Below are 23,321 nucleotides of genomic sequence, written 5' to 3'. Positions count from 1 at the left end.
AACTAAGGCGACAAAAAGCAAGACAATGTCATAAGAAACAAAGCCAAAAGTTGCGTTAAGCAACACGCTTTTTATAACAAGGGCTATTCCTTCTAATTTATACCCAGTCTAAATACCCCAATTGATGATCTATTACATCCATTGGATTGTCAGATTAGCCCCCTGAATATATCTTTACGAAAAATTATTCTACTTATTCAAAAATCAAATCATGAGTTGGTTTACACAATCGATTTCCGGCACGATAGGCAAAAAGTTGCTCATGTCGCTGACTGGATTATTCTTAATCCTATTTTTAGTAGTTCACCTGGCAGGTAACCTTCAGCTCTTAATGAATGATGAAGGGCAAGCATTTAATATGTATGCTGCCAACATGGCTAACAACCCTTTTATAAAAGTGGTTTCTTATGGAAACTTCTTCTTTATTTTGGTCCATGTGATCGATGGTATCATATTGACCAGGCAAAACCGTGCAGCAAGAAGCGTAAGGTATGCTGTATCGACCAAGGATTCTAAAAGTAGCTGGGCCTCAAAGAACATGGCTTTACTTGGAATCATCACCTTAATATTCATCATAGCTCACTTAAAGGGCTTTTGGTATGAATTCAAATTTGGTGATATCCCAAGTGTAACTTACGATGGTGTGATGTACAAGGATGTATATCAGATTGTAAGTGCTGCCTATGCCCAGCCTCTCTATGTTGGATTCTATGTAATCTGCATGGTCTTTTTAGGGTTTCACTTGTCGCACGGTTTTTCTAGTGCATTTCAGACCTTAGGTTTGAACCACAAGAAATACACTCCTTTCATCCAGAAACTTGGCATGCTGTACTCTATTTTAGTTGCAGCTGGATTTGCAATCATTCCGATTGTGATGTTTCTGAAGTGAGATAGTTTAAAGAATTAGAAAATTAAGAAATTAAAGAAATGGCTTTAGATTCAAAAATTCCTGAGGGACCATTAGCTGAGAAGTGGACAAAACACAAATTCAAAAGCAAACTGGTCAACCCAGCCAATAAAAGAAAATATGACGTAATCGTAGTAGGTACCGGTTTGGCTGGTGCATCCGCTGCTGCCTCTTTTGGCGAACTGGGCTACAATGTCAAATCATTCTGCTTTCAAGATAGCCCACGTAGAGCGCACAGTATCGCGGCTCAAGGGGGTATCAATGCAGCAAAAAATTATCAAAATGATGGAGACTCAGTTTTCCGTCTTTTCTACGATACGATTAAAGGGGGTGATTATAGAGGCCGTGAGGCAAACATTCACCGTCTGGCAGAGGTTTCTGTCAACATCATCGACCAGTGTGTAGCACAAGGGGTTCCTTTCGCTCGCGACTATGGTGGGCTATTGGACAACCGTTCGTTTGGTGGAGCGCAAGTATCACGTACCTTTTATGCCAGAGGTCAAACTGGACAGCAGCTATTATTAGGTGCTTACTCAGCATTGAGCAGACAGGTAGCTAGCGGTAAAGTGAAGCTTTACGCCAGAACTGAGATGCTAGACGTAGTGATCATCGACGGTAAAGCTCGCGGTATCGTGACAAGAAACCTGATCACAGGTGAGATCGAATCGCACTCTGCCCACGCAGTGGTATTAGCAACTGGTGGATACGGTAACGTATTCTTCTTGTCTACTAATGCAATGGGATCGAACGTAACTGCCGCCTGGAGAGCTCATAAAAAAGGAGCATTCTTTGGCAATCCATGTTATACGCAGATTCACCCAACTTGTATCCCAGTATCAGGTGATCACCAGTCTAAGTTGACTTTGATGTCTGAATCACTAAGAAATGACGGACGTATCTGGGTTCCTAAAGAGGCAGTAAAAGGATTGAAAGCAGCTGATGCGGCTAAAATTCCTGAAGAGGATAGAGATTACTATTTGGAGAGAAAATACCCTGCATTTGGTAACCTAGTACCTCGTGACGTGGCTTCTCGTAATGCGAAGCAAATGTGTGATGCAGGAAAAGGTGTAGGCGCAACTGGTTTAGCCGTATTCCTGGACTTCTCTGATGCGATCAAAAGAGACGGAGTAGAAACTATCAAAGGAAAGTATGGTAACCTTTTTGATATGTACAAGCAAATCACAGGTGATGACCCATACGAAATGCCAATGATGATCTATCCTGCTGTACACTACACTATGGGTGGTCTTTGGGTTGACTACAACCTGATGACTACTGTACCTGGATTGTACGCTGCTGGTGAGGCCAATTTCTCAGATCACGGTGCTAACAGATTAGGAGCAAGTGCATTGATGCAAGGGCTGGCTGATGGATATTTCGTGTTGCCATATACGATTGGTGATTACTTGGCTGACATGCCATATGACAAAATCCCAACGGAACACGAAGAGTTCAAAAAAGCTGAAAAAGAAGTAAAAGATAGAATCGAAAAACTTCTAAGCATCAACGGTAACAAAACTGTTGACGACTTCCATAAGGAACTAGGAAATATCATGTGGGAATACTGCGGTATGGCTAGAAACGAGGAAGGTCTCAAAACTGCTAAAGCGAAAATCAAAGAGCTTCGTGAAGAGTTCTGGAAGGATGTAAAGGTGCTGGGAGCCAATGAAGAATTGAACATGTCATTGGAGAAAGCCAATAGAGTAGCTGACTTCTTAGAATTGGGCGAGTTGATGATCGACGATGCACAAAACAGAAAAGAATCTTGTGGAGGTCACTTCCGTGAAGAATCTCAGACACCAGAGGGTGAAGCGCTTCGTATAGATGATGAATTCTCTTACGTTGCTGCCTGGGAGTACAAAGGTGAAGGCCAAGAAGAAGAGCTACACAAAGAGCAATTAGAATTTGAAAATGTTAAACTGACGCAGAGAAGCTATAAATAAGAATTGACATGAAAATAACGCTAAAAGTTTGGAGACAGAAAAACCCTAGCGAAAAAGGGGCATTCGAAACCTACCAAGTAGATAACGTATCACCGGACATGTCTTTTCTTGAGATGTTCGACGTATTGAATGAGGACCTTACCAGAGAAGGTAAAGATCCGATTCACTTCGATCACGACTGTAGAGAAGGTATCTGCGGGATGTGCAGTATGTACATCAATGGCAAGCCTCATGGCCCTAAAGATGCTATTACAACTTGTCAGCTACATATGCGTAGCTTCCAGGATGGCGAAATCATCGTGGTAGAACCATGGAGAGCTTCTGCATTTCCTGTTTTAAAGGATTTGGTAGTGGACAGAAGTTCATTTGACAGAATCATTCAGGCAGGTGGATACACCAATGTGAATACCGGCGGTGTTCCTGATGCCAATGAGATTCCAATTCCAAAAACCATTGCTGACAAAGCCATGGACGCAGCACAATGTATCGGTTGTGGTGCTTGTGTAGCAGCATGTAAGAATGCTTCTGCAATGCTATTCACTGCTGCTAAAGTTTCTCAGCTTGCTTTGTTACCACAAGGTCAGGTAGAGCGCAAAACACGTGTAGAGAGAATGGTAGCTCAGATGGAAGAAGAAGGATTTGGTAACTGTACCAATACAGGTGCATGTTCTGCAGTATGTCCAAAAGAAATTGGACAGGAGCACATAGCTCGTATGAACAGAGAATACCTGGCAGCTAAAGCTACCTCAGACAACGTTTAAGAATCAATAAACGAACAATAAATACTTGAAACGAGTCTGCAATTGGTCAACAATATGCAGGCTCGTTTTTTATTTCCCCTCTGTGGAAAACTTCCACTTCCCTCCTCTCCCTTTCGATAGCATAAATCACTACTTTTAAGGTCGGTTTGATCTTCAGTCCCTCCGAATATCGAACCTTGAATTTTGAATCTATAATTCACGATCATGTACCTGATTTTTGATACCGAGACCACTGGTTTACCTAAGGATTACAACGCACCTTTAGAGGATCTGGACAACTGGCCCAGGCTGGTCCAGCTCGCGTGGCAATTGCATGCCAATGATGGTTCGCTTATCGACAGACAAAACTTCATTGTCAAACCAGAAGGTTACACCATCCCCTTCAACGCACAGAAGGTACACGGTATCTCTACCGAAAGAGCGGAAGCAGAAGGTCATGATCTGAACAAAGTACTAGACGCTTTCACTGCTGATCTACAACGTACCGAAGCAGTCGTCGGACACAACGTAGAGTTCGACCTCAACATCGTTGGTGCTGAGTACCTCCGCAAGGAAAGAAACAATGATCTCAACGGGATCAAAGCCCTTGACACCAAGGATGAGGCGACAGATTATGTTGCCATTCCCGGTAGAGGGGGAAAGTTCAAATGGCCAACTCTAACAGAACTTCACACCAAGCTTTTTGGTGAAGCTTTCGAGGATGCCCACGATGCGGCATATGATGTGGACGCTACTTCTAAGTGTTTCTTTGGATTGATTACAGAAGGAGTCATTGCCCCACTAGATGATACGGCCAAGGAAGACATCGTCTATGAAGCACCCAAATTAGAAGCTGCCAATTTTGCGGTAGAGGAAATGCCTACCATTGAGACGCCTCCAAAGGCCACTCAGGCCGAAATAGAAGCTTTGGATGATGTGCCATTTACGCATTTGCACGTCCATTCCCAGTATTCTGTACTTCAGGCTGTATCGGAGGTGGATTCCATCGTCAATGCAGCTAAGAGCCATAACATGCCTGCTATTGCGCTGACCGATCATGGCAATATGATGGCAGCTTTTCACTTTGTACGTGCTGCTCTGAAGGCAGAAATCAAACCAATTGTTGGCTGTGAGTTCAATGTTACTGATGATCGAAAAGAAAAAAGCAAACAGAACAACGGCTTCCAACAAGTCCTCATAGCTAAGAATAAAAAAGGCTACCACAACCTAGCCAAAATGGCATCCATCGCCTTCGTAGAGGGGTTTTACTATGTCCCGAGAATTGACAAAGAAACCATAATTCAATACAAAGAAGACATAATAGCTACCACGGGTGGCCTGTGGGGAGAAATCCCATTTACAATCCTGAACTATGGGGAAGAACAGGCTGAAGAAGTCTTCCTCTGGTACAAAGAACAGTTTGGTGAGGACTTTTATGTTGAACTTAACCGTCATGATGTAGACGAAGAGAATATTGTCAATGAAGTATTACTTCGCTTTGCCGAAAAGCACAACGTAAAATACTTCGCTTCCAACAACACCTACTACACAGAAAAGAAACAAGCCAACGCGCATGACATTTTGTTATGCGTAAAGGACGGAGAGCACCAATCTAAACCCAAGAGGTATGTAGGTAAAAGAGGAAGAGAATACCGCTATGGATTCCCCAATGAGGAATTCTACATCAAGTCACCAGACGAGATGAAGAAGCTCTTTGCAGACCTCCCAGATGCCATCAAAACCACCAATGAGATCATAGAAAAGATCGAGGCATTTGAGCTAGAAAGAGATATCCTCCTTCCTGCCTTCCACATCCCAGAAGAATTTCAAGATGAAAGAGACAAAGAAGATCCATCACTCAAGCTAGGAGAAAACAACCTCCTTCGTCACCTGACTTATGAAGGAGCCAAGAAACGCTACGAAGAAATCACCCCAGAGATTGAAGAAAGGCTGGACTTTGAGCTGGATGTAATTAGAAACACCGGATATCCGGGTTACTTCCTGATTGTGCAGGACTTCTGTCAGGCAGCTCGCGACATGGGCGTATCCGTTGGTCCAGGTCGTGGATCTGCAGCAGGATCGGCAGTCGCCTATTGTATTGGAATCACAAATGTAGACCCGATTGAGTACGACTTGCTTTTTGAGCGTTTCTTGAATCCAGAAAGGGTGTCCATGCCCGATATTGATATTGACTTTGATGATGAAGGTCGCCAGCGTGTGATCGATTATGTAATCAATAAATATGGCGCAAACCAAGTAGCTCAAATCATCACTTATGGTACCATGGCTGCTAAATCTGCCATCCGAGACACCGCACGCGTGCTAGAATTAAATCTGAGTGATGCAGATCGCCTGGCCAAACTCGTACCAGACATTAAGCTCAAAAAGCTTTTTGGCCTCCCAGAAAAGGAGTTGGCAGACAAACTAAAAAACAATGCAGAGGCCATTCAAATGGCCAACGAACTCAAGCAGATTGCTGCTGGAAATAGTGAAGAATCCAGGGTAATCAACCAGGCAAAAGTACTGGAAGGGTCGGTTCGTAATACAGGTATCCACGCTTGTGGGGTTATCATCACACCAGATGACATTACCAAATTCGTACCTGTAGCATTGGCCAAGGATTCGGACATGTACTGCACCCAGTTCGACAACTCCGTAGTGGAAGATGCAGGGCTACTAAAAATGGATTTTCTGGGTCTAAAAACCCTAACCTTGATCAAAGACGCCTGTCGTCTGGTCAAACAACGCTATGACAAGGATTTGGATCCTGACTCCTTCCCTATTGACGATCAAGCCACTTATGAGCTTTTCCAACGTGGTGAGACCGTAGGGATATTCCAATACGAATCTCCTGGTATGCAGAAATACATGAGAGAACTGAAACCCACGGTTTTTGCTGACCTCATCGCTATGAACGCCCTCTATCGTCCAGGTCCATTGGAGTATATTCCTTCTTTCATTAAGCGAAAGCATGGGGATGAGGAAATCATCTATGACCTTCCGGACATGGAGGAGTACCTAAAAGAAACCTATGGTATTACCGTCTATCAGGAGCAGGTAATGCTTCTCTCGCAGAAATTGGCAGGGTTTACTAAAGGTGAGGCTGATATGCTGCGTAAAGCGATGGGTAAAAAGATTTTGGCGCTCTTGGAGAAACTAAAGCCGAAATTCATCAACCAGGCTGCAGAAAAAGGTCACGACAAAAAGGCCTTAGAGAAAATATGGAAGGACTGGGAAGCATTTGCGTCCTATGCCTTTAACAAGTCTCACTCTACCTGCTATGCATGGGTGGCCTATCAAACCGCGTACCTCAAAGCCAACTACCCCGCTGAATACATGGCTGCCGTGCTTTCGAACAACATGAATGATATCAAGCAGGTGAGCTTCTTCATGGAAGAATGTCAACGCATGGGGTTGGATGTATTGGGACCTGACGTGAACGAATCAATCATGAAATTCAATGTGAATGATCAAGGGCAGATTCGTTTTGGATTGGCAGCTATGAAGGGCGCTGGTGATTCGGCAGTTAAATCACTAATCGAAGAACGTGAAGAAAATGGTTTATACAAAGACATTTTCGATTTAGGCACCAGAGTCAACTTACGACAGGTCAACAGAAAGACGCTAGAGGTAATGGCTCAGGCAGGTGCATTCGACTGCTTCGAATCCTATCACCGTAGACAGTATTTGGTAGGAGAAAACAATGAACCGAACCTAATTGAAAAGGTCGTTAGGTATGCGCAACGCATGCAAGCAGAAGAAGCCAGCTCTCAAGCCTCACTATTTGGTGGAGATTCTGGGGTCTCTGTTCCTACTCCTACTGTAGCGGAAATTGAGCCATTTAGCGACCTGGAGCAACTGAAACTAGAAAAGGAAGTTGTTGGTCTGTACATCTCAGGGCATCCATTGGATCAATTCAAATTTGAGATCGACAAATTCTGCAATACTGGAATCGGTGAACTGAACAACCTGCCAGAACTTCAGAAAAAAGGAGGTAACATCCGCATGGGAGGAATGGTAACAGCAGTGAATCATCGCCAAACCAAAACAGGCAAACCTTTCGGTACTCTAGAAGTTCAGGATTATACAGACACATATACTTTCTTCCTATTCTCTGATGACTATGTCAAGTTCAAAGAATATTTCGAGGTAGGCTGGTTTTTATACATTCAAGGAGGAGTTAAATTGAAATGGCAAGGCCCTGATCTGGAGTTTAAAATCAATTCCATTTCTCTCCTGACTGATATCAGAGCAGAAAAAACTAAAGGAATTACCTTGAACCTACTTCTTGACGATATCAACGAAGATCTGATCAAAGACATACATGAAATAACCTCTGAAAATGAAGGTGAAGGATTGCTGAAGGTGAACATTATCGATCCAGCAGCCAACATGAAGGTCAATCTGATTTCGAGAAAAGTAAAAATTAGCACAGAGGACACCGTCATAAAAAAACTAGAACAGTATGAAAAACTGCGCTATGACGTGATAGTCTGATAACCCCAATAATAGCAAACACACTCTAAATACATGAAACACCTATTACTATGGACATGCCTACTAGGCAGTCTATCAACTATTGCTCAATACAAAACCGAGACTAACCTCTCCTATTATTCAAAAACTGAACAAAAGCGGATGATTATCTAAAAGAGAGATGCGTTCTCGACCTGTACTACCCTACAGATTCAATTGAATTCGCTACAGTAGTTTGGTTTCATGGAGGGGGGATTACTGGAGGCAATAAGGAAATCCCAAAACGACTAACCGAGCAAGGAATAGCTGTAGTTGGGGTAAATTATAGACTTTATCCTAAGGTAAAAGCGCCAGTCTATATAGAAGATGCAGCAGCTGCCATCGCCTGGGTTTTCAAAAACATAGATAAATATGGTGGCGATCCTAACAAAATATTTCTTTCTGGTCATTCAGCAGGGGGCTATTTAGCGAGTATGGTAGGGATGGACAAAAACTATCTCGCTGCACATGATATTGATGCCAATTCCATCGCAGGTTTGATCCCGTTTAGTGGACATACCATTACCCACTTTACCGTTCGTCAAGAAAGAGGAATCGAAGGCACACAGCCTGTAATCGATAGCCTTGCACCTCTATATCATGTCCGAGCAGATGCCCCTCCTCTTCTTTTGATCACAGGAGATCGTGAATTAGAACTACTGGGCAGATATGAAGAAAATGCCTACATGATGCGAATGATGAAGGTTGCAGGTCACAAAGACACCAGAATATACGAGATGGATGGCTATGGTCATGGAATGACAGAGCCGGCTTTTCCTCTATTGATTGAAGAAATGAGAAGGGTTGTTAAAATGACAATAGAAGACACTCATTAACCGCTAGTATTAAGCTTGTTGTAAGTCAAAATCCATGAATATATCTTGCGGAGATTTTGAAAACAATCCCAAAAACAATGAAAAGGATAAACAGGTATTTGACTTACTTGTCAATCACTTCTGTTCTTCTCATAGGATGTCAATCCGAGGAGAAAGATACGACTATTGAGCCTGAAGAAAATCAAGAATATGTAATTGATAGTTTCAGTCCCAACAAAGGAGTAGTAGGGACAGAAATCACCATCAAAGGGAATCATTTCGGTAATTCTGATGAAAATGCCGTAATCTCTATCAATGGCAAACTTGCGCCTATTGTCAACTACTCTGATACAGAGATCGTGATCTCAGCACCAGACAATCAAAGAGAAACCTCAGCATTGATTAATCTACGAATCAATGGGGTGACCAAATCTACTGAATCAGCATTTACATATCCTTTGCCTGCCATTAGTTACATCGATAAAGAATACGTACTCATTGGAGAGGTTTTTACTATTAAGGGTGAATACTTTGAGGCAGATACTGAAGCCTTTGATTTGATGATAGGAGGTTTTCTACAAGAAGTCACCAGTTCAAGCCCGACAGAAATGACAGTTGTTTACAGTGGTGATAGCCCAGTAAATTCGGATCAAGAAATAATGATCTCAATAGATGGATTCAACTACCTATCTAATTTCACAATTCGAAAAGCGCTACAGTTCGAGCTTACTGATCACCCACTTAACTCGCCATTTCTCGACAGAGGGGCGATTTGTCCTGGAAGCGTAATTCAGTTAAATGTAAACGATAACAGATCTACATCTGGAAGCAACATCAATCCTGACGCAACCTTTTTCCTGAATGGTTCACTTGATCAAGAACCAAGCTATTGGCCTGAAGGCAATGGATCAAGAACCTATTACTATCGAATTCCCTATGAAGCGAATATGGGCACAGCAGAATTGACTGCCTCAACATATTGGGGACAGGAAATAATTTCAAATTTAGAAACAGAATTGGTAATCGAAGAAGGTACTTTCACTCCGTCCCAAAATACTGCAGGTCGTTCCGCATTTATCACAGTAACCTTGAGTCACTTCTTTCAAAGCCCTCAAACAATGAAGTTCACTTTTACGGAGGCTAATTCAGATATCGAAGTAGAATCTAGTAATCTGGTTTTTGAGGATTATAACGAGGATTATACCACTCCAATTTTGGTAAGGGTGCCAGCAGCAGCGGGAACCTATACCATGCGTGCCTACACACCTGAAAAAGAATATGAGCTAAAAGCCGATGGAGATGCCACAATAGTGGTTCAGTAATAAAAAGGCCATCGAATATTCGATGGCCTTTTTATTATTTCAGGATACTTTCTATCCTGTCCAATTCATCTTCAGTAAAAGAGGTGTTTTCTAAGGCAATTAAATTCTGCTCTAATTGTCTGACACTGCTGGCTCCTAACAGCACTGAGGTAACCACATCGTGTCTCAATAACCAAGCGACAGCTAGTTGTGAGATCGACTGATTTCTTTCCTCGGCTATCACTTTGAGCTTTCGTACCTTCTCTATTTTTTCTTCTGTGACCGCATCCTGCTGTAAATGTCCAGAATCCTTTGCGGCTCTTGAATCTTTTGGGATACCATCGAGATATCTGTCCGTCAACATACCCTGAGCCAATGGAGAAAAGACGATAGAACCTTTCCCTAATTTCTTGAGCGTATCTAGCAATCCATCCTCTACCCATCTGTCGAACATCGAGTAGCGAGGCTGATGAATAATAAATGGCGTTTTCAATTCTCTAAAAATCGCTTCAATGGCCTCAGTTTGATCGGGCTTATAGTTCGAAATTCCAACATAAAGGGCTTTCCCTTGCTTCACCAGTTGATCCAATGCCAAAGCAGTTTCTTCCACAGGTGTATTGGGATCCGGACGATGGGTGTAAAATATATCTACATACTCCAATCCCATTCTTTTCAGCGACTGGTCACATGATGCGATGATGTACTTTCTACTTCCCCAATCACCATAAGGACCATCCCACATCGTGTAACCAGCTTTAGAAGAAATGATCATCTCATCTCGGAGAGAGGCAAAGTCCTGATTCATGATCTTACCAAAATTCTCTTCTGCTGATCCTGGAGGTGGACCATAATTATTCGCCAGATCAAAATGAGTGATCCCCTGATCAAAGGCATATTGGAGCATTTCTCTACAATTTTCGTAGACATCTACATGGCCGAAATTATGCCACAGGCCTAAAGAAATTTCAGGCAATAAAAGCCCGGAATTACCACATCGGCGATAGGTCATTTTCTCATACCTATCCTTACTTGGTACATATGTCATTTTACAATTAGTTTTGAATTCTTTGGTCTCACAAACCTAACACAACTTTTTAGATTCTGTGTTTTCCCAAATCCCCTTTGGGATAATAATACTGGTCAAGCTGTCCTATTCCCATTCGAATTTCCTTCCATGCATTCAATCTCAATCGAATGACCGCCACACCGCAAGTAGGAATATTATCAAATCGCTCACCAGTCATGCGATTCACAAAGGAAGTAAAACCTGGATTGTGCCCCACTATCATCACATGTTTAGAGTCTAAAGGCGCTTCTGATAAGACAGAAAGAATTTCTTGTGGTCCTGCATGGTACAATCGCTCAGTATATTGGATAAGACTCTTGTTAACCGACAAAGCATCAATGAAATAACCAGCAGTTTCTTTGGCACGAACTGCCGTACTGCTAATCACCAAATCAGGTTGATCTACCTCAGCAGCATAAAGTTGAGCCATACGCGGTGCGTCTCTTAAGCCTCTGTCGTTGAGAGGGCGAGCATGATCAGTCAAGTTTGGGTAATCCCAACTAGACTTGGCATGTCGCACTACGGTTAGATATTTAACACTTGATTTCAAGCTTTCTTTTTTCTTGAATCAAAAAACGCCGTGATTTCTGATAAACTCATGCTATTCAGATTGGAGGCTTTTGTTAGACCGCCCTTTCTGGCGACTTGCAGGCCATAGTACATGTCCTCATAGCCCCTCATCTCGTGTGCATCAGGATTGATACTGAGCATAACCCCTTTCTCTAGTGCATAATCTATCCATCTCCAATCCATATCCAGACGATAAGGACTCGCATTGATCTCAATTACAACCCCTCGTTCGGCACAGGCATCTATGATCGCCTTATGATCAACCGGGTACCCCTCTCTTTGTACAAGTAGCCTACCAGTCATGTGACCTAAAATCGTAGTGTGTGGATTATAAACAGCCTTGAGCAACCGATCTGTAGCCTTTTTTACATCCATATTCAGTCCAGAATGAACTGACGCCACTATAAAATCAAAGGATGAAAGTACCTCCTCAGAATAGTCCAAAGAGCCATCTGCCAAAATATCAGATTCTATCCCTGAGAAGACTTTGAATGGAGCCAACTCCTCATTGAGCTGTTTGATTTCATCTTGCTGTCTCTGCACATCAGCGTCCATTAAGCCACCTGCATAGACTGCTGTTTGACTATGATCAGAAATCCCCAGGTACTCATATCCCATTTCCTTGCAATGTTCAGCCATTTGCCTAAGCGTATGTTTACCATCGCTGTATGTGGAGTGGTTATGCAAGATTCCTTTGAGGTCTGACATCTCAATCAGATCTGGAATCTTATCATTCTTAGCCCAATCGATCTCTTTGCTTCCCTCTCTCAGTTCTGGTACGATGTACTTCATGCCTAAACTTTCATAAAAGGCTTCTTCTGATGGAATCTCCTTCTTCAGTTCGGAATGTATAGTCATTTTTTCTCCAACAGGAATATGCATATGCCTCATTGTTCCAGTGGTTTCTATCAAGCGATTGAAATATCTTTCAGGCTTTACAAAATGAATTTTGATTGGACATTTTGCAGCATCATGCCTTCCATACCAGGTCACAGGACCAGACTTTTTCTCTTCTTCAGACATGAAAGCGAGCTGATTGATCTGCGATCGGGTCTTTTCAAAATCCTCAGTTGCTACCACTAATTCTAACAAATCGATCACTTCCATCCTCCTACGAGTCTGACCCGTTTCAGAGCATTGAGTTACTTCCTTCCATGCGGAAAATTCTTCTTCCAGCTCTTTGACCAAGCCATCGACCTGAGCGTATTTCTCAGAATACCTATTACTAATCAAAAACGCCACTGCAGCTTTCAATGTCTCCTGAGACTTCTCTGCAAAGCCCTTCAACTTGGCTACCTGACCGGATTCACAGAGCAACAACAAATCGTCCAGTGTTTCCACTCCCCCTTCTTGCCAAAGCACTGCAACCTTTTTAGGCCCGAAACCTGAGATCCCTAGCATCTCCACCACTCCATCAGGAGTCAACTCCAGATACTTATCCAGATTCTCAAAGCTCCCAGTTTCGTTGAGTGAGGCGATGTTAGCCGCCATCCCTTTTCCAATCCCCTCAATTGCCAAAAGTTCGTCTTGAGACATCTCGGCTAAAGATTCATCCATACTTTTAATCAAGTCTGCAGCCGCAGTGTACGAACGGGTTTTAAATGGATTCTCACCATGCAACTCCATGAGTTGAGCGGCCAATTTCAAGCTTTGTCTTATCTCTGAATTTGTCAATGTATTGGGATTATGAATTGAAACTTAGTTTCGTATTATGCCAATGCAAATACGAAAGTTAATAGAAAAATAGATGAAAGATCAATGGCCATTTTCATTGAGTAAAGGTGCTAATCAACCGCCACTCAATATAGTCGAAACCCAAACCACTGATTATAAACCTAATAACTAATCATTATTAACTATTAACTCCTGAATTCTATAATTCAGGTTAAAACTACGAATTGCCTAAGGATTTACTTAAAATATTGAAGTAATAATTAACATTGCCGGGAAGTTAAAAGTATTTCTATCTGAGCAATACAATTACATCTCAATACATCCAGGAGACCAAAAGACCAAACAACAAGCAGACCAAAATAAATGGGCATAGTAATCAAGCAAGGCAGTATTTCGGGAATCATCACCTATCTGGGTGCCTTCATAGGATTTATCAATTCTGTCATTCTATTTCCTGCCTTTTTGAGTACCGAACAGGTTGGATTACTCAGAGCTATTCCCTCCATTGCCTTCATGCTCCTCCCTATGGTCCAGTTGGGAACAGCACAAGCGTTGCTCAAGTTTGCACCTGAATTAAAGAAGAAAAGTGAAGGAATTGCACAGCTATTGGGCTTAATAAGCCTTGGAGTTCTCATTGGCGCCATTATAGTTACGATTCTAATCTTGGGTTTCAAAGGTCAGTTCATTCAATTATTCGTAGAAAAATCTCCTTTGATCAATGATTATATACATGTAATCATTGCCTTAATTTTTATAGTTGCCACCTATTCCCTATTCGAAACCTACAGCCGCATCTTGCTCAAGATCATTGCAATGAATGTGATCAAGGAAATATTGCTTCGATTGTTTACCAGCCTTTTAGTCACCCTCTATTTTCTTCAATTCCTAAGCTTGACCCAAATGGTCAATGGCTTAATATTAATCTACGCATTGGCACTTTTGGCATTAGTACTTTACATCGCGTATTTAGGAGAATTAAAGATTTCCTTTCAACTAAAAGGACTCGATAAAGATTTTATCAAAAGAATCTCGAATTTCAGTCTGTACAGTATGATAGGTGCAAGTGGTGCCTACATTATTCTGAATATCGACCAGCTCATGGTTTCTTCTATGTTGGGACTGGACGAAAATGGTATTTATACCACTGCCTTCTTTTTTGCCATCATGATAGAGCTATCGAAGAGAGCCATTCTGCAGATTACAACACCATTGATTTCAGAATCTTTCGAGAATGGTCGATTGGACGAGATTCAAAAAATGCACCGTCAGCTTTCGATCAATCAAATGATCGTGGCTTCCCTTTTCTTCATTGGCATAGTCGCCAATCTAGACAATATTTATGCTTTGATGCCCAATGGAGATGCCTATAGTCTTGGTAAGAATGTAGTAATCATCATAGGTTTGGCAAAGCTGATAGACATGACCTTTGCCAACAACAGTGAGATCATAGTGATGTCCCAATACTATCGATTCAATGTGATTACCATCGTATGCCTTTCAGGAGTATTAGTACTACTCAACTGGCTTTTCATCCCCATCTATGGAATTGATGGAGCAGCCCTGGCCTCCTTGATCAGCATCTTCTGCTTCAACCTGATCAAAATGTTTTTCATCAAATGGAAACTTAAAATCACGCCTTTCACCTTAGGCAACTTGAAAGTCTTAGTGATATTGATTGTGGTGTTTTCAATTGGCTATTTCATGCCTAATATGGGGCCAGCTTTGGTTGATGCATTGATACGGTCAGCCATCATCACTTTGATTTTTGTGTCGCTAGTATTGATCTTCAAAGTATCACCCGAAGTAACAGGTATCTACCGCAAACACATCAAAAACAGGATTTTAGGACTTTGATTCAGTCATCTCATTGAGTACCTTGGCCAACTGACCAGTCAATTTTCTACGAGTATAGTTTTCCATATTCTTAACCGGAACATGATACATTCCAGATTGGAATCTTTGATAGGCCTGCTTTATCCTCTCTTTTATAGTAACGACATCATCATAGTCAACTACAGCACCTAAATTAGCTTCATTCAAAATTGTATTAACATCCGATACTTTTGAACCAAAGGCTAGCACCTCTCTCTCTGCAAAAAAATATTCAAAGAGTTTCCCTGGGATTAGCCAATCGGCATTGTCCGATCGATTCATGAGCAAGAGCAACACTGAAGATTGACTATACTGCTGCACCACCTCTTGATGAGAAAGGTATTTTTCGTATTGCAGATTCTTACTCAGTCCTGATTTCTGTAAAGATTCGAGAACATCCTGACTGATCATTCCAGAAAGAAAGATCCTCAGCGATTTGGCAAAACCATCCAATTCCTCGCATAACTGCTCAAGCACCTTCCAAAGTGCTGATGGATTTCGCATATCATTGAGCAAGCCCATATGAGATAAGGTAAAATACTCCTGTGAAGCTGGCTCTCTGATGTAATCTGTAAAGTCACTTTCATCTACGCCATTTGTAACCATGGCAGTTTGGATTCTATCTGACTTTTCTTGAAAGAGACGCTCCATTGCAGGCGTACAAGCCAGCACGCGATCCGCTGATTTCATGACATTCATTTCCAACTTTCGATGAATAGATCTAGCCCACTCACCTGTCTTCAAATCATCCAAGATATCCCAATCCGACCAGGGATCCCTAAAATCAGCCAACCAGGGAACTTGACATTTTTCATTTAGCTTTCTACCAATCAAATGCATGCTATGAGGTGGGCCGGTAGTTACGAGTGCATCAACAGGATTGCGATCTAGGTAATCTGATAAAAATTGGACTGAAGGTTTGACCCAAAAGCGTTTGGGGTCAGGAATGATCAAATTTCCTCTCGCCCATATCATGGCTTTCGTGATCAGGGACACTTCATCTCCCTTTTTCACCACCCCCTGTTGCACCTTATTCGAACCCGTCAATCTAGAAAGCTCCCAAATAGGAAAACGAATCACCTCTACCGAATTAGGCACATCAGACTCCAGCGATGGGTCTTGAATTGAAAAGTCTGGATTCTCTGGGGTAAACACGATTGGTTCCCAGCCAAACTCACTCAGATACTTCACAAATTTTAGCCATCGCTGCACGCCTCCACCTGCACTTGGCGGCCAGTAATATGTAATAACCAGAAGCTTTTTAGGCATAGAGAAGAATTAGATAAAAAGCGAATTAAACAAAAATACGACAGGCATTAGCCAAAATATGAGATTTTGAAAAATACGCAGAAAAATAATTACGTACTGCGGCAATTGGATATTGTTATTGATGAATTTGTACCAAAATATCGTTTACTTTGAGCGCCGAAACAACGCTACCCAAAAGCAAATTATTAAGGGCAAAAACTTTTTACACGTTTTAATTCTATGAAAAAAATTGCTGTATTTACTTCCGGTGGTGACTCACCAGGAATGAACGCTTGCATCAGATCAGTGGTCAGAAGCGCCATCTACATGGACATAGATGTTTATGGAATCAAGTATGGCTATGACGGTATGATCCGCGGCGAAATTGAAAAAATGGGTTCTAACTCAGTGAGTAATATTGTACAAACTGGGGGTACGATTTTGAAATCGGCCAGAAGCGAGGAATTCAGAACCAAAGAAGGTAGAAAAAAAGCATACGAGAACTTAAAAAAGCACGGGATCGAAGGTATCGTTGCTATTGGCGGTGATGGTACTTTTACTGGGGCTAATTTGTTTTACGATGAGTTTGGTATTCCTGTAGTGGGTGCACCCGGCACTATCGATAACGATCTGTTTGGATCTGATTACACTATCGGATTCGATACAGCGGTAAATACAGCGCTAGATGCGATTGATAAGATTCGTGACACGGCAGCTTCTCACGATAGAGTTTTCTTTATCGAAGTAATGGGACGTCACAGTGGTTATATTGCCATTCAATCTGGAATTGGCGGGGGAGCAGAAATGGTCATGGTACCAGAAACCTCTACTACGATAGATGATGTAATCAGCAAACTGAGAGAAGGTAGAGACAATAAAAAAGGTTCATCCATTGTCGTAGTGGCCGAAGGTGATGCACAAGGTAGTGCGCACGAAATCGCTGAAAGAGTAAAGGTACACACACCAAACATGGACATCAAAGTGACCAATCTGGGGCACATCCAGCGCGGGGGCGGACCTACTGCCTTCGATAGAATCCTGGCTTCTCGTTTGGGATTAGCAGCTGTAGAAGGTCTCTTGAATGGTCAAAAAGGAGTAATGGTAGGTATCATCGACAACAAAGTGACCTATACCAACTTGAAATTGGCTATCTCGAAATCAAAACCATTAAATCAGGAATTGATTCGTTTGACAGATATTTTGAGTATCTAATCACAATTGGATTAGACCTTAACAAAAAAGGAGAGCTGCTTATGCAACTCTCCTTTTTTTATATCCTATGTCTTAGGTCTTAGTTGATCATCTACCTAACAAGGCATAACCTACTGAGAATTGGAACATCGCATTCTTCATTGATTCAATGCCTGATGCATTATTTGCATCCTCTACCATATCTGTAAATCCATTGACGTATCTCACGGTAACATTAAGGTTAAAAGGAAGATCCACACCTACACCAGCAGCAACAGAAAAGTCGCTACTCGCCAAATTACCTTTCAGCTCTTCAGCTGCTCCTTCATAGTCATCTGTCAACACCATACCAAACTGTGGCCCTGCGTGAACATTAAACATTTTCAAGAAGTTAAATCTAACCAAAATAGGAACCTGCAAATAATTGGTTTTTATAGCACCACTGGCACCATCAATAGTTACATCAGCTCCTTGCACTGAAAAGTAAGCTTCAGGCTGAATCCCCAATGGCCCCAAGTTGATAACTCCATAAGCGCCAAAGTGATAACCCGTTCTTGTATCCGCTACTTCTTTAACAGTACCACCAGTAGTGGCAGCATCTACAGATGATGAATTTAGGTTCAACCCTGCCTTTACTCCTAATTCAAATTGAGCTTTTGATTCAAATGAAATCAAGGCAAACATCACCACCAACGATAGTAGTCCAATTTTGATTCTGTTTTTCATGTCCTTTATTAATTGTTTTATTGAGTGAATTTGTACAATTCTTCCTACAAATATTAATAAAAGGAAGAAAAATTAAAGACTTAAGGCTTTTAATAAATATCAAAGGCTAGAGAAACCTGTAAAAGAGAGGTGTTGAATTGCGTTTGCTCCACAGGATGTAAGTAACGCAGAGAGAGATCAAAACCACTCGGAAGACCAATCCCTACCCCTCCCAGATAGGCATAGGATATTTCATTGTTCTCTAACGGCAACTTTCCTGCATCATCCTTCTTATTCAACAACACACTTCCTTGAGCTCCTCCCTGAATATAAATTGGCTTTTTAATGAAGTATTTCATAACGACAGGCACTTGAATAGATTCTGTCGAAAGCCCTTTTTCGTACCCCTTCCAGGTCTGAGTACTATATAGTCCCTCAACCGAAAAACTTGTCCTTTTGCTCGCATCATACTTAAATACTGGTCCAACATGATAGTTGTTGCTAATAGAGGAAAAATCAAAAAAGGCATTTTGAATATTGACTCCTCCTTTCACTCCCACATTGGCCCGCTGACCCAAACAACTCCCTCCACAGAGCCCAATAATTAATAGCAATACAGGTATTCTCATTCTCTATTTCCTCTAGGTAAATAACAATGTAAGTAGTTAGGCAATCGAGCATTACCAAATAGAGTGCCACAAAATAAAGATGAGGATTATTAAAAGCGATGAGTTAAAATCAGGGTGCCATACTTATGTCTTTTCCCTCCTTCAACCTCTCGAGTTAAAAAGGACCATTGAGCATGAAAATCGGTTCGATTGGTGCTGAGCATCAAACCTAAACTATGTCGAAACACCCATTCTCTGGATTCTCTGACAAAGTCAGAAGGGGTACCAATCAAGTTGCCATCAATGGTTGCATCATAAAACACCCGCTTAACTTCAGGCTGATAAACAAAAAATATCTCCTTGTATTTTCGTTCATCAGAGGTGATTCTTCCAATCGATGAATTACTTAAGGTGCTATTCCCTAAACTCAAACATCTTCCCATCCTGAGTGAACTATTGAAAACCAATTGATTTTCAATGGAACCAAACTTCGCTCCTAGCTTTGAAGAGATAGCTATACCGGGAGAATAAAACCATTCTTTGTTCACGCTGGAAATGAATTGAAGTATTGGGGTATCATTGATTTGATAATTATCCCAGCCTCTGGGGTGTACCCAACCGATAGTTCTATGTAGGTTGTATTGTATATTCCCTATTCCTGTCTTGGGGCCCAACCAACCCATATCTGCACCCAAGGACCAAACAAACGAATCCCAAATACTGTTATACAAAACATTGGCATAAATAAGACCGGCATAGGGCCTATCTATTTCATCGGCAACAACACCTTTTAGGTCGTAAGGATTGAATATTTTAGAAATCAGTGACAGCTCCCAGGTGGACTTCTCCATAGAATCAAATCTGAAGAGATTGTTTAATTTACCATCCTGCTTAGTTTGCTGTCTATAGCCAAAAAACAACCCATTGGTATAATAGCGATCACCCGCATCAAAAAACAAAAGGTCATTATCAAACTGAAAAAAAAGCGCTCTTTGATAAGTCAAGGAATCCTGTGCATTCGCCAGTTTCGAACTCACCAACAGCAAAACCAACAAAAGGTATCTTAGTTCTTTCAAATGCAATCTCAACAATGGACCAAAATGCTTGAGCAGAGTGCCAAATCTGTTGTAAAATTGCAGCAATGGGACTGGATTTCATAAAAAAGATCGAAGAAAGAAAAGAAAATGGAGGATTGAGAAGTCTAAAGACTGCCGATCCTACCTGGGTTGACTTTGTTTCCAATGATTATTTAAGTCTAAGCAGATCGCAAGCCTTATTTGATCAGATTAGTTCCTACTCCTATGAGGGCATCACCAACCTGAATGGGGCCACAGGGTCCAGGCTGTTGGCAGGCAATGCCGAATCAACCGAAAACCTTGAACTTAAACTCGCAGATATATTCAAAGGAGAGGCCGCCCTCTTGTTTAACTCAGGTTATGTTGCCAATCTGGCTTTGCTGTCCGCTATACCTCAGAGGCAGGATACAATTATATATGATAGTCTGGCACATGTTTGCATCAAAGAAGGAGCAAAACTCAGTCCTGCCAAAACCTTTTCCTTTCGACACAATGACGCCAATGATCTGGAGGCCAAATTAAAAAAGGCGCAAGGTCAAGCCTTTGTAGCCATTGAGTCCATTTATTCCATGGATGGAGACATGGCTGCTTTTGAAGACCTTATCTCTGTAGCGAAACAATACCGGGCCCAATTGTTCATAGATGAGGCGCATGGTACCGGATTGTATGGATCAAAAGGAAGCGGAAAAGTCTGCGAGCATAATATTCAGGATGAATTCGTGGGTCGAGTTTACACTTTCGGGAAAGCCATGGGGGTTCATGGTGCCTGTATCGTAGGCTCACGAGAACTCATTGAGTACCTGATCAATTTTGCCAGGCCTTTTATTTATACCACTGCACTACCTGTGCATAGTATTTTTTCCATCGATGCTGCGTTTAATTATATCGAAAGGCATCCTTCATTGCAAACCACTAACCAGAGCCTTATTTCCTATTTCAATGACTATTATGACAAGCAAATAGGAATTCATACCGAATGCCAAAAGCTTGAAAGTCATACCCCGATTCAGCCTATTATAATTCCTGGAAATGAAAAAGTAAGAAAGATTTCTCAGCAGTTTCAAACAGAAGGCTTTGATGTAAGAGCCATCCTATCTCCTACCGTTCCTACCGGTTCCGAGCGACTCAGAATTTGCCTCCACAACCACAACAGTCAGAAGGAAATTAAAGAATTAATTGATTCACTATCTTCGCAGCTATGAGTCAAAACAAGCGATATTTCGTGACTGGTATCGACACAGATGCAGGCAAATCCATAGTCTCGGCCATACTGGTCCAAAAACTAAAAGCAGACTACTGGAAGCCTGTTCAGGCAGGCGAACCTACCGACAGCAACTTCGTCCGTTCGATGATCGACTCTGACCTGGTCATTCATCCAGAAGGCGTCATTTTGGAGCACCCCATGTCTCCACATGCAGCAGCGGAAAGGGAAAATGTAAAAGTAGAACGAAAGCAATTTTCTGTTCCTGAGACAGAAAATAATTTGATAATAGAAGGAGCGGGTGGCCTCATGGTTCCTATCAACTCCTCTGAATTTGTCATTGATTTTGCCAGGGATTTTGATGCTGAAGTAATACTGGTATCCAGAAACTATCTGGGCAGTATCAACCATACTATGCTTTCCATTGAATATTTAAAGTCCAATGACTTCAAAATAAAAGGTCTCATATTCAACGACGAACCAAATCCTGAAACCGAATCCTTCATACTTCAGTATTCAGGTATTCCATGTTTGGGTCACATCCCCAAACTCAAAGAAATTAGTGCAGAAGAAATAGCAAAACAGGCAGACAATATCCAGATATGACTACCGAAGAACTATTCAGAAAAGACAAAGAACTAATTTGGCATCCATTTGCCCCACTCAAAAACCCATTCGAGTACATTCCACTTGAATCAGCAGAAGGAGTCTACCTCAACACCAAGGATGGTAGGCAAATCATCGATGCGATATCTTCGTGGTGGGTCAACATACACGGTCACTCCAACAAAAGACTGGCAAAGGCCATCTACGATCAGGCCCTAAAAATGGAGCATGCCATTTTCGCTGGCTTCACTCATGAGCCCGCCGTTCAATTGGCTGAAAACCTCATGAAACTCTTACCTGATTCCTTCAGTAAGATTTTCTTTTCTGACAATGGTAGCACTTCTATCGAGGTAGCCCTCAAAATGGCATTCCAATATTGGTATAATTTGGATCAGAAGCAGCGAACACGAGTGATTGCTATTGATGGGGCCTATCACGGCGACACCTTTGGCGCTATGGCTGTTGGTGGACGAGGGAGCTTTACTAAACCCTTCTTCCCTTTTCTTTTCGATGTGGACTTTATTGACTTCCCTACTGAGGAGAACAAAGAAAAAGTATTTGAACAACTCGAAAAATTTGCCTCAAGCGAAGAATGTAGCACCTTCATTTTCGAACCTCTTATTCAAGGGTCCGGCGGCATGCGTATGTATTCAGCCGAGATACTGGAACTGATGATTACTATTGCCCAAAAACATGGCATTATCTGCATAGCCGATGAAGTCATGACTGGCTTTGGACGTACAGGTAAGGCATTGGCTACAGATTACGTATCAAGTCATCCAGATCTAATCTGCCTTTCCAAAGGCATCACAGGTGGAACTCTACCACTCGGCATCACGGCATGTAACAGTAAAATTGAAGAAGTATTCCAAAGTGATTCATTTGCCAAAGCCCTACTTCATGGTCACTCGTACACAGGAAACCCAATGATCTGTGCAGTAGCGAATGAAAGTTTTGACATTTTCACATCCGATGAGTGTCAAAGCAATATCCAAAGAGTACAAGAGCAACATCAAGCATTTGCTGACAAGCTCCGAAGGCTCAATTGCGTCGAAAACGTAAGAGTGCAGGGCACGATTGTAGCATTTGACCTATGTGGATTTGGAGAAACAGGATATGAAAGCGAAGCAAGAAAAGAAATTTACCCCTACTTTTTGGAAAAGGGTATCCTCATCAGACCACTGGGAAATGTGATCTATTTAATGCCGCCATATATCATCACCAATGAAGAACTGGAGAAGATTTACAATGAAATATTCATCTTCCTAAAGAAGTTCGAGTGA

The 23,321-nt window shown here is 41.8% G+C and carries 18 protein-coding genes; 11 read left to right on the top strand and 7 right to left on the bottom strand.

Going from position 1 to position 23,321, the window contains the following annotated elements; translation table 11 throughout:
- Positions 1-211: 211 nt before the first annotated feature.
- The 6 genes from N7U62_RS03650 to N7U62_RS03625 all read left to right on the top strand — a co-directional run bounded on the left by N7U62_RS03650 (position 212) and on the right by N7U62_RS03625 (position 10,242).
- Positions 212-889 carry a succinate dehydrogenase cytochrome b subunit gene (locus N7U62_RS03650; RefSeq protein WP_264136521.1) on the top strand — a complete coding sequence of 226 codons (678 nt, stop codon included), beginning with the start codon at positions 212-214 and terminating at the stop codon, positions 887-889.
- Positions 890-927: 38 nt separating this feature from the next.
- Positions 928-2,850 (top strand): fumarate reductase/succinate dehydrogenase flavoprotein subunit, encoded by a 1,923-nt coding sequence (locus N7U62_RS03645; protein WP_264136520.1) that lies wholly within the window; start codon positions 928-930, stop codon positions 2,848-2,850.
- An 8-nt stretch (positions 2,851-2,858) separates the two neighbouring features.
- The gene (locus tag N7U62_RS03640) at positions 2,859-3,611 is read left to right on the top strand and encodes a succinate dehydrogenase/fumarate reductase iron-sulfur subunit (protein ID WP_264136519.1); all 753 of its coding nucleotides are present in this window, start codon (positions 2,859-2,861) and stop codon (positions 3,609-3,611) included.
- A 204-nt stretch (positions 3,612-3,815) separates the two neighbouring features.
- A complete protein-coding gene (gene dnaE / locus N7U62_RS03635; RefSeq protein ID WP_264136518.1) occupies positions 3,816-8,087 on the top strand; it encodes a DNA polymerase III subunit alpha in 4,272 nt (1,423 codons plus the stop codon).
- A gap of 173 nt (positions 8,088-8,260) precedes the next feature.
- Positions 8,261-8,941: an alpha/beta hydrolase gene (locus N7U62_RS03630; RefSeq protein ID WP_318840748.1), complete on the top strand. Its 681-nt coding sequence runs from the start codon at positions 8,261-8,263 to the stop codon at positions 8,939-8,941.
- 77 nt (positions 8,942-9,018) lie between these two features.
- Positions 9,019-10,242, top strand: a complete 1,224-nt coding sequence (locus N7U62_RS03625) for an IPT/TIG domain-containing protein (protein WP_264136517.1) — start codon at positions 9,019-9,021, stop codon at positions 10,240-10,242.
- Positions 10,243-10,276: 34 nt separating this feature from the next.
- Here N7U62_RS03625 and mgrA read toward each other — a convergent pair whose 3' ends face one another.
- From mgrA to polX, 3 genes are read right to left on the bottom strand one after another with little or no spacing between them, the layout of a single operon-like run.
- Positions 10,277-11,266 carry an L-glyceraldehyde 3-phosphate reductase gene (gene mgrA / locus N7U62_RS03620; protein ID WP_264136516.1) on the bottom strand — a complete coding sequence of 330 codons (990 nt, stop codon included), beginning with the start codon at positions 11,264-11,266 and terminating at the stop codon, positions 10,277-10,279.
- A gap of 49 nt (positions 11,267-11,315) precedes the next feature.
- On the bottom strand, positions 11,316-11,837 hold the full coding sequence (locus N7U62_RS03615; RefSeq protein WP_264136515.1) for a SixA phosphatase family protein: 522 nt from the start codon (positions 11,835-11,837) through the stop codon (positions 11,316-11,318).
- Complete coding sequence (gene polX, locus N7U62_RS03610; protein WP_264136514.1) at positions 11,834-13,531, bottom strand: DNA polymerase/3'-5' exonuclease PolX; 1,698 nt, start codon at positions 13,529-13,531, stop codon at positions 11,834-11,836. The genes N7U62_RS03615 and polX overlap by 4 nt, the downstream gene beginning before the upstream one ends.
- A gap of 363 nt (positions 13,532-13,894) precedes the next feature.
- Between polX and N7U62_RS03605 the strand changes: the two genes are divergently transcribed.
- Positions 13,895-15,385: a lipopolysaccharide biosynthesis protein gene (locus N7U62_RS03605; protein WP_264136513.1), complete on the top strand. Its 1,491-nt coding sequence runs from the start codon at positions 13,895-13,897 to the stop codon at positions 15,383-15,385.
- Here the strand turns inward: N7U62_RS03605 and N7U62_RS03600 are convergent.
- A complete protein-coding gene (locus N7U62_RS03600; protein WP_264136512.1) occupies positions 15,374-16,672 on the bottom strand; it encodes a glycosyltransferase in 1,299 nt (432 codons plus the stop codon). The genes N7U62_RS03605 and N7U62_RS03600 overlap by 12 nt on opposite strands.
- Before the next feature lie 219 nt (positions 16,673-16,891).
- Here N7U62_RS03600 and pfkA point away from each other — a divergent pair, with 219 nt between their 5' ends.
- Complete coding sequence (gene pfkA, locus N7U62_RS03595; protein ID WP_264136511.1) at positions 16,892-17,863, top strand: 6-phosphofructokinase; 972 nt, start codon at positions 16,892-16,894, stop codon at positions 17,861-17,863.
- Between the two features lie 87 nt (positions 17,864-17,950).
- On the opposite strand, the gene N7U62_RS03590 is transcribed toward pfkA, so the two are convergent.
- The 3 genes from N7U62_RS03590 to N7U62_RS03580 all read right to left on the bottom strand — a co-directional run bounded on the left by N7U62_RS03590 (position 17,951) and on the right by N7U62_RS03580 (position 20,297).
- Positions 17,951-18,568, bottom strand: coding sequence for a porin family protein (locus tag N7U62_RS03590; RefSeq protein WP_264136510.1), 618 nt, complete (start codon positions 18,566-18,568; stop codon positions 17,951-17,953).
- 89 nt (positions 18,569-18,657) lie between these two features.
- Positions 18,658-19,176, bottom strand: a complete 519-nt coding sequence (locus N7U62_RS03585; RefSeq protein ID WP_264136509.1) for an outer membrane beta-barrel protein — start codon at positions 19,174-19,176, stop codon at positions 18,658-18,660.
- 89 nt (positions 19,177-19,265) lie between these two features.
- Complete coding sequence (locus N7U62_RS03580; RefSeq protein WP_264136508.1) at positions 19,266-20,297, bottom strand: lipid A deacylase LpxR family protein; 1,032 nt, start codon at positions 20,295-20,297, stop codon at positions 19,266-19,268.
- On the opposite strand from N7U62_RS03580, the gene N7U62_RS03575 reads away from it, so the two are divergent.
- Genes N7U62_RS03575 through bioA form a run of 3 tightly spaced genes read left to right on the top strand, consistent with a single transcriptional unit; the run spans position 20,297 to position 23,321 of the window.
- A complete protein-coding gene (locus N7U62_RS03575) occupies positions 20,297-21,433 on the top strand; it encodes an aminotransferase class I/II-fold pyridoxal phosphate-dependent enzyme (protein ID WP_264136507.1) in 1,137 nt (378 codons plus the stop codon). The two genes, N7U62_RS03580 and N7U62_RS03575, sit on opposite strands and share 1 nt — an antisense overlap.
- Positions 21,430-22,038, top strand: a complete 609-nt coding sequence (gene bioD / locus N7U62_RS03570; protein ID WP_264136506.1) for a dethiobiotin synthase — start codon at positions 21,430-21,432, stop codon at positions 22,036-22,038. Before N7U62_RS03575 ends, bioD begins: the two co-directional genes overlap by 4 nt.
- Positions 22,035-23,321, top strand: a complete 1,287-nt coding sequence (bioA, locus tag N7U62_RS03565; protein ID WP_264136505.1) for an adenosylmethionine--8-amino-7-oxononanoate transaminase — start codon at positions 22,035-22,037, stop codon at positions 23,319-23,321. The genes bioD and bioA overlap by 4 nt, the downstream gene beginning before the upstream one ends.

Source organism: Reichenbachiella ulvae, from assembly GCF_025833875.1.
Classification (GTDB): domain Bacteria; phylum Bacteroidota; class Bacteroidia; order Cytophagales; family Cyclobacteriaceae; genus Reichenbachiella; species Reichenbachiella ulvae.
The sequence above is the reverse complement of the archived record's forward strand: the minus strand, read 5'-3'. Positions and strand labels throughout refer to the sequence as shown.

What these genes read in the sequence shown, in the direction of transcription:
- N7U62_RS03650 (WP_264136521.1), top strand. Translation starts at nt 212, where the DNA reads ATGAGTTGGTTTACACAATCGATTTCCGGCACGATAGGCAAAAAGTTG.
- N7U62_RS03645 (WP_264136520.1), top strand. Translation starts at nt 928, where the DNA reads ATGGCTTTAGATTCAAAAATTCCTGAGGGACCATTAGCTGAGAAGTGG.
- N7U62_RS03640 (WP_264136519.1), top strand. Translation starts at nt 2,859, where the DNA reads ATGAAAATAACGCTAAAAGTTTGGAGACAGAAAAACCCTAGCGAAAAA.
- dnaE (WP_264136518.1), top strand. Translation starts at nt 3,816, where the DNA reads ATGTACCTGATTTTTGATACCGAGACCACTGGTTTACCTAAGGATTAC.
- N7U62_RS03625 (WP_264136517.1), top strand. Translation starts at nt 9,019, where the DNA reads ATGAAAAGGATAAACAGGTATTTGACTTACTTGTCAATCACTTCTGTT.
- mgrA (WP_264136516.1), bottom strand. Translation starts at nt 11,266, where the DNA reads ATGACATATGTACCAAGTAAGGATAGGTATGAGAAAATGACCTATCGC.
- N7U62_RS03605 (WP_264136513.1), top strand. Translation starts at nt 13,895, where the DNA reads ATGGGCATAGTAATCAAGCAAGGCAGTATTTCGGGAATCATCACCTAT.
- N7U62_RS03600 (WP_264136512.1), bottom strand. Translation starts at nt 16,672, where the DNA reads ATGCCTAAAAAGCTTCTGGTTATTACATATTACTGGCCGCCAAGTGCA.
- pfkA (WP_264136511.1), top strand. Translation starts at nt 16,892, where the DNA reads ATGAAAAAAATTGCTGTATTTACTTCCGGTGGTGACTCACCAGGAATG.
- N7U62_RS03590 (WP_264136510.1), bottom strand. Translation starts at nt 18,568, where the DNA reads ATGAAAAACAGAATCAAAATTGGACTACTATCGTTGGTGGTGATGTTT.
- N7U62_RS03585 (WP_264136509.1), bottom strand. Translation starts at nt 19,176, where the DNA reads ATGAGAATACCTGTATTGCTATTAATTATTGGGCTCTGTGGAGGGAGT.
- N7U62_RS03575 (WP_264136507.1), top strand. Translation starts at nt 20,297, where the DNA reads ATGGGACTGGATTTCATAAAAAAGATCGAAGAAAGAAAAGAAAATGGA.
- bioD (WP_264136506.1), top strand. Translation starts at nt 21,430, where the DNA reads ATGAGTCAAAACAAGCGATATTTCGTGACTGGTATCGACACAGATGCA.
- bioA (WP_264136505.1), top strand. Translation starts at nt 22,035, where the DNA reads ATGACTACCGAAGAACTATTCAGAAAAGACAAAGAACTAATTTGGCAT.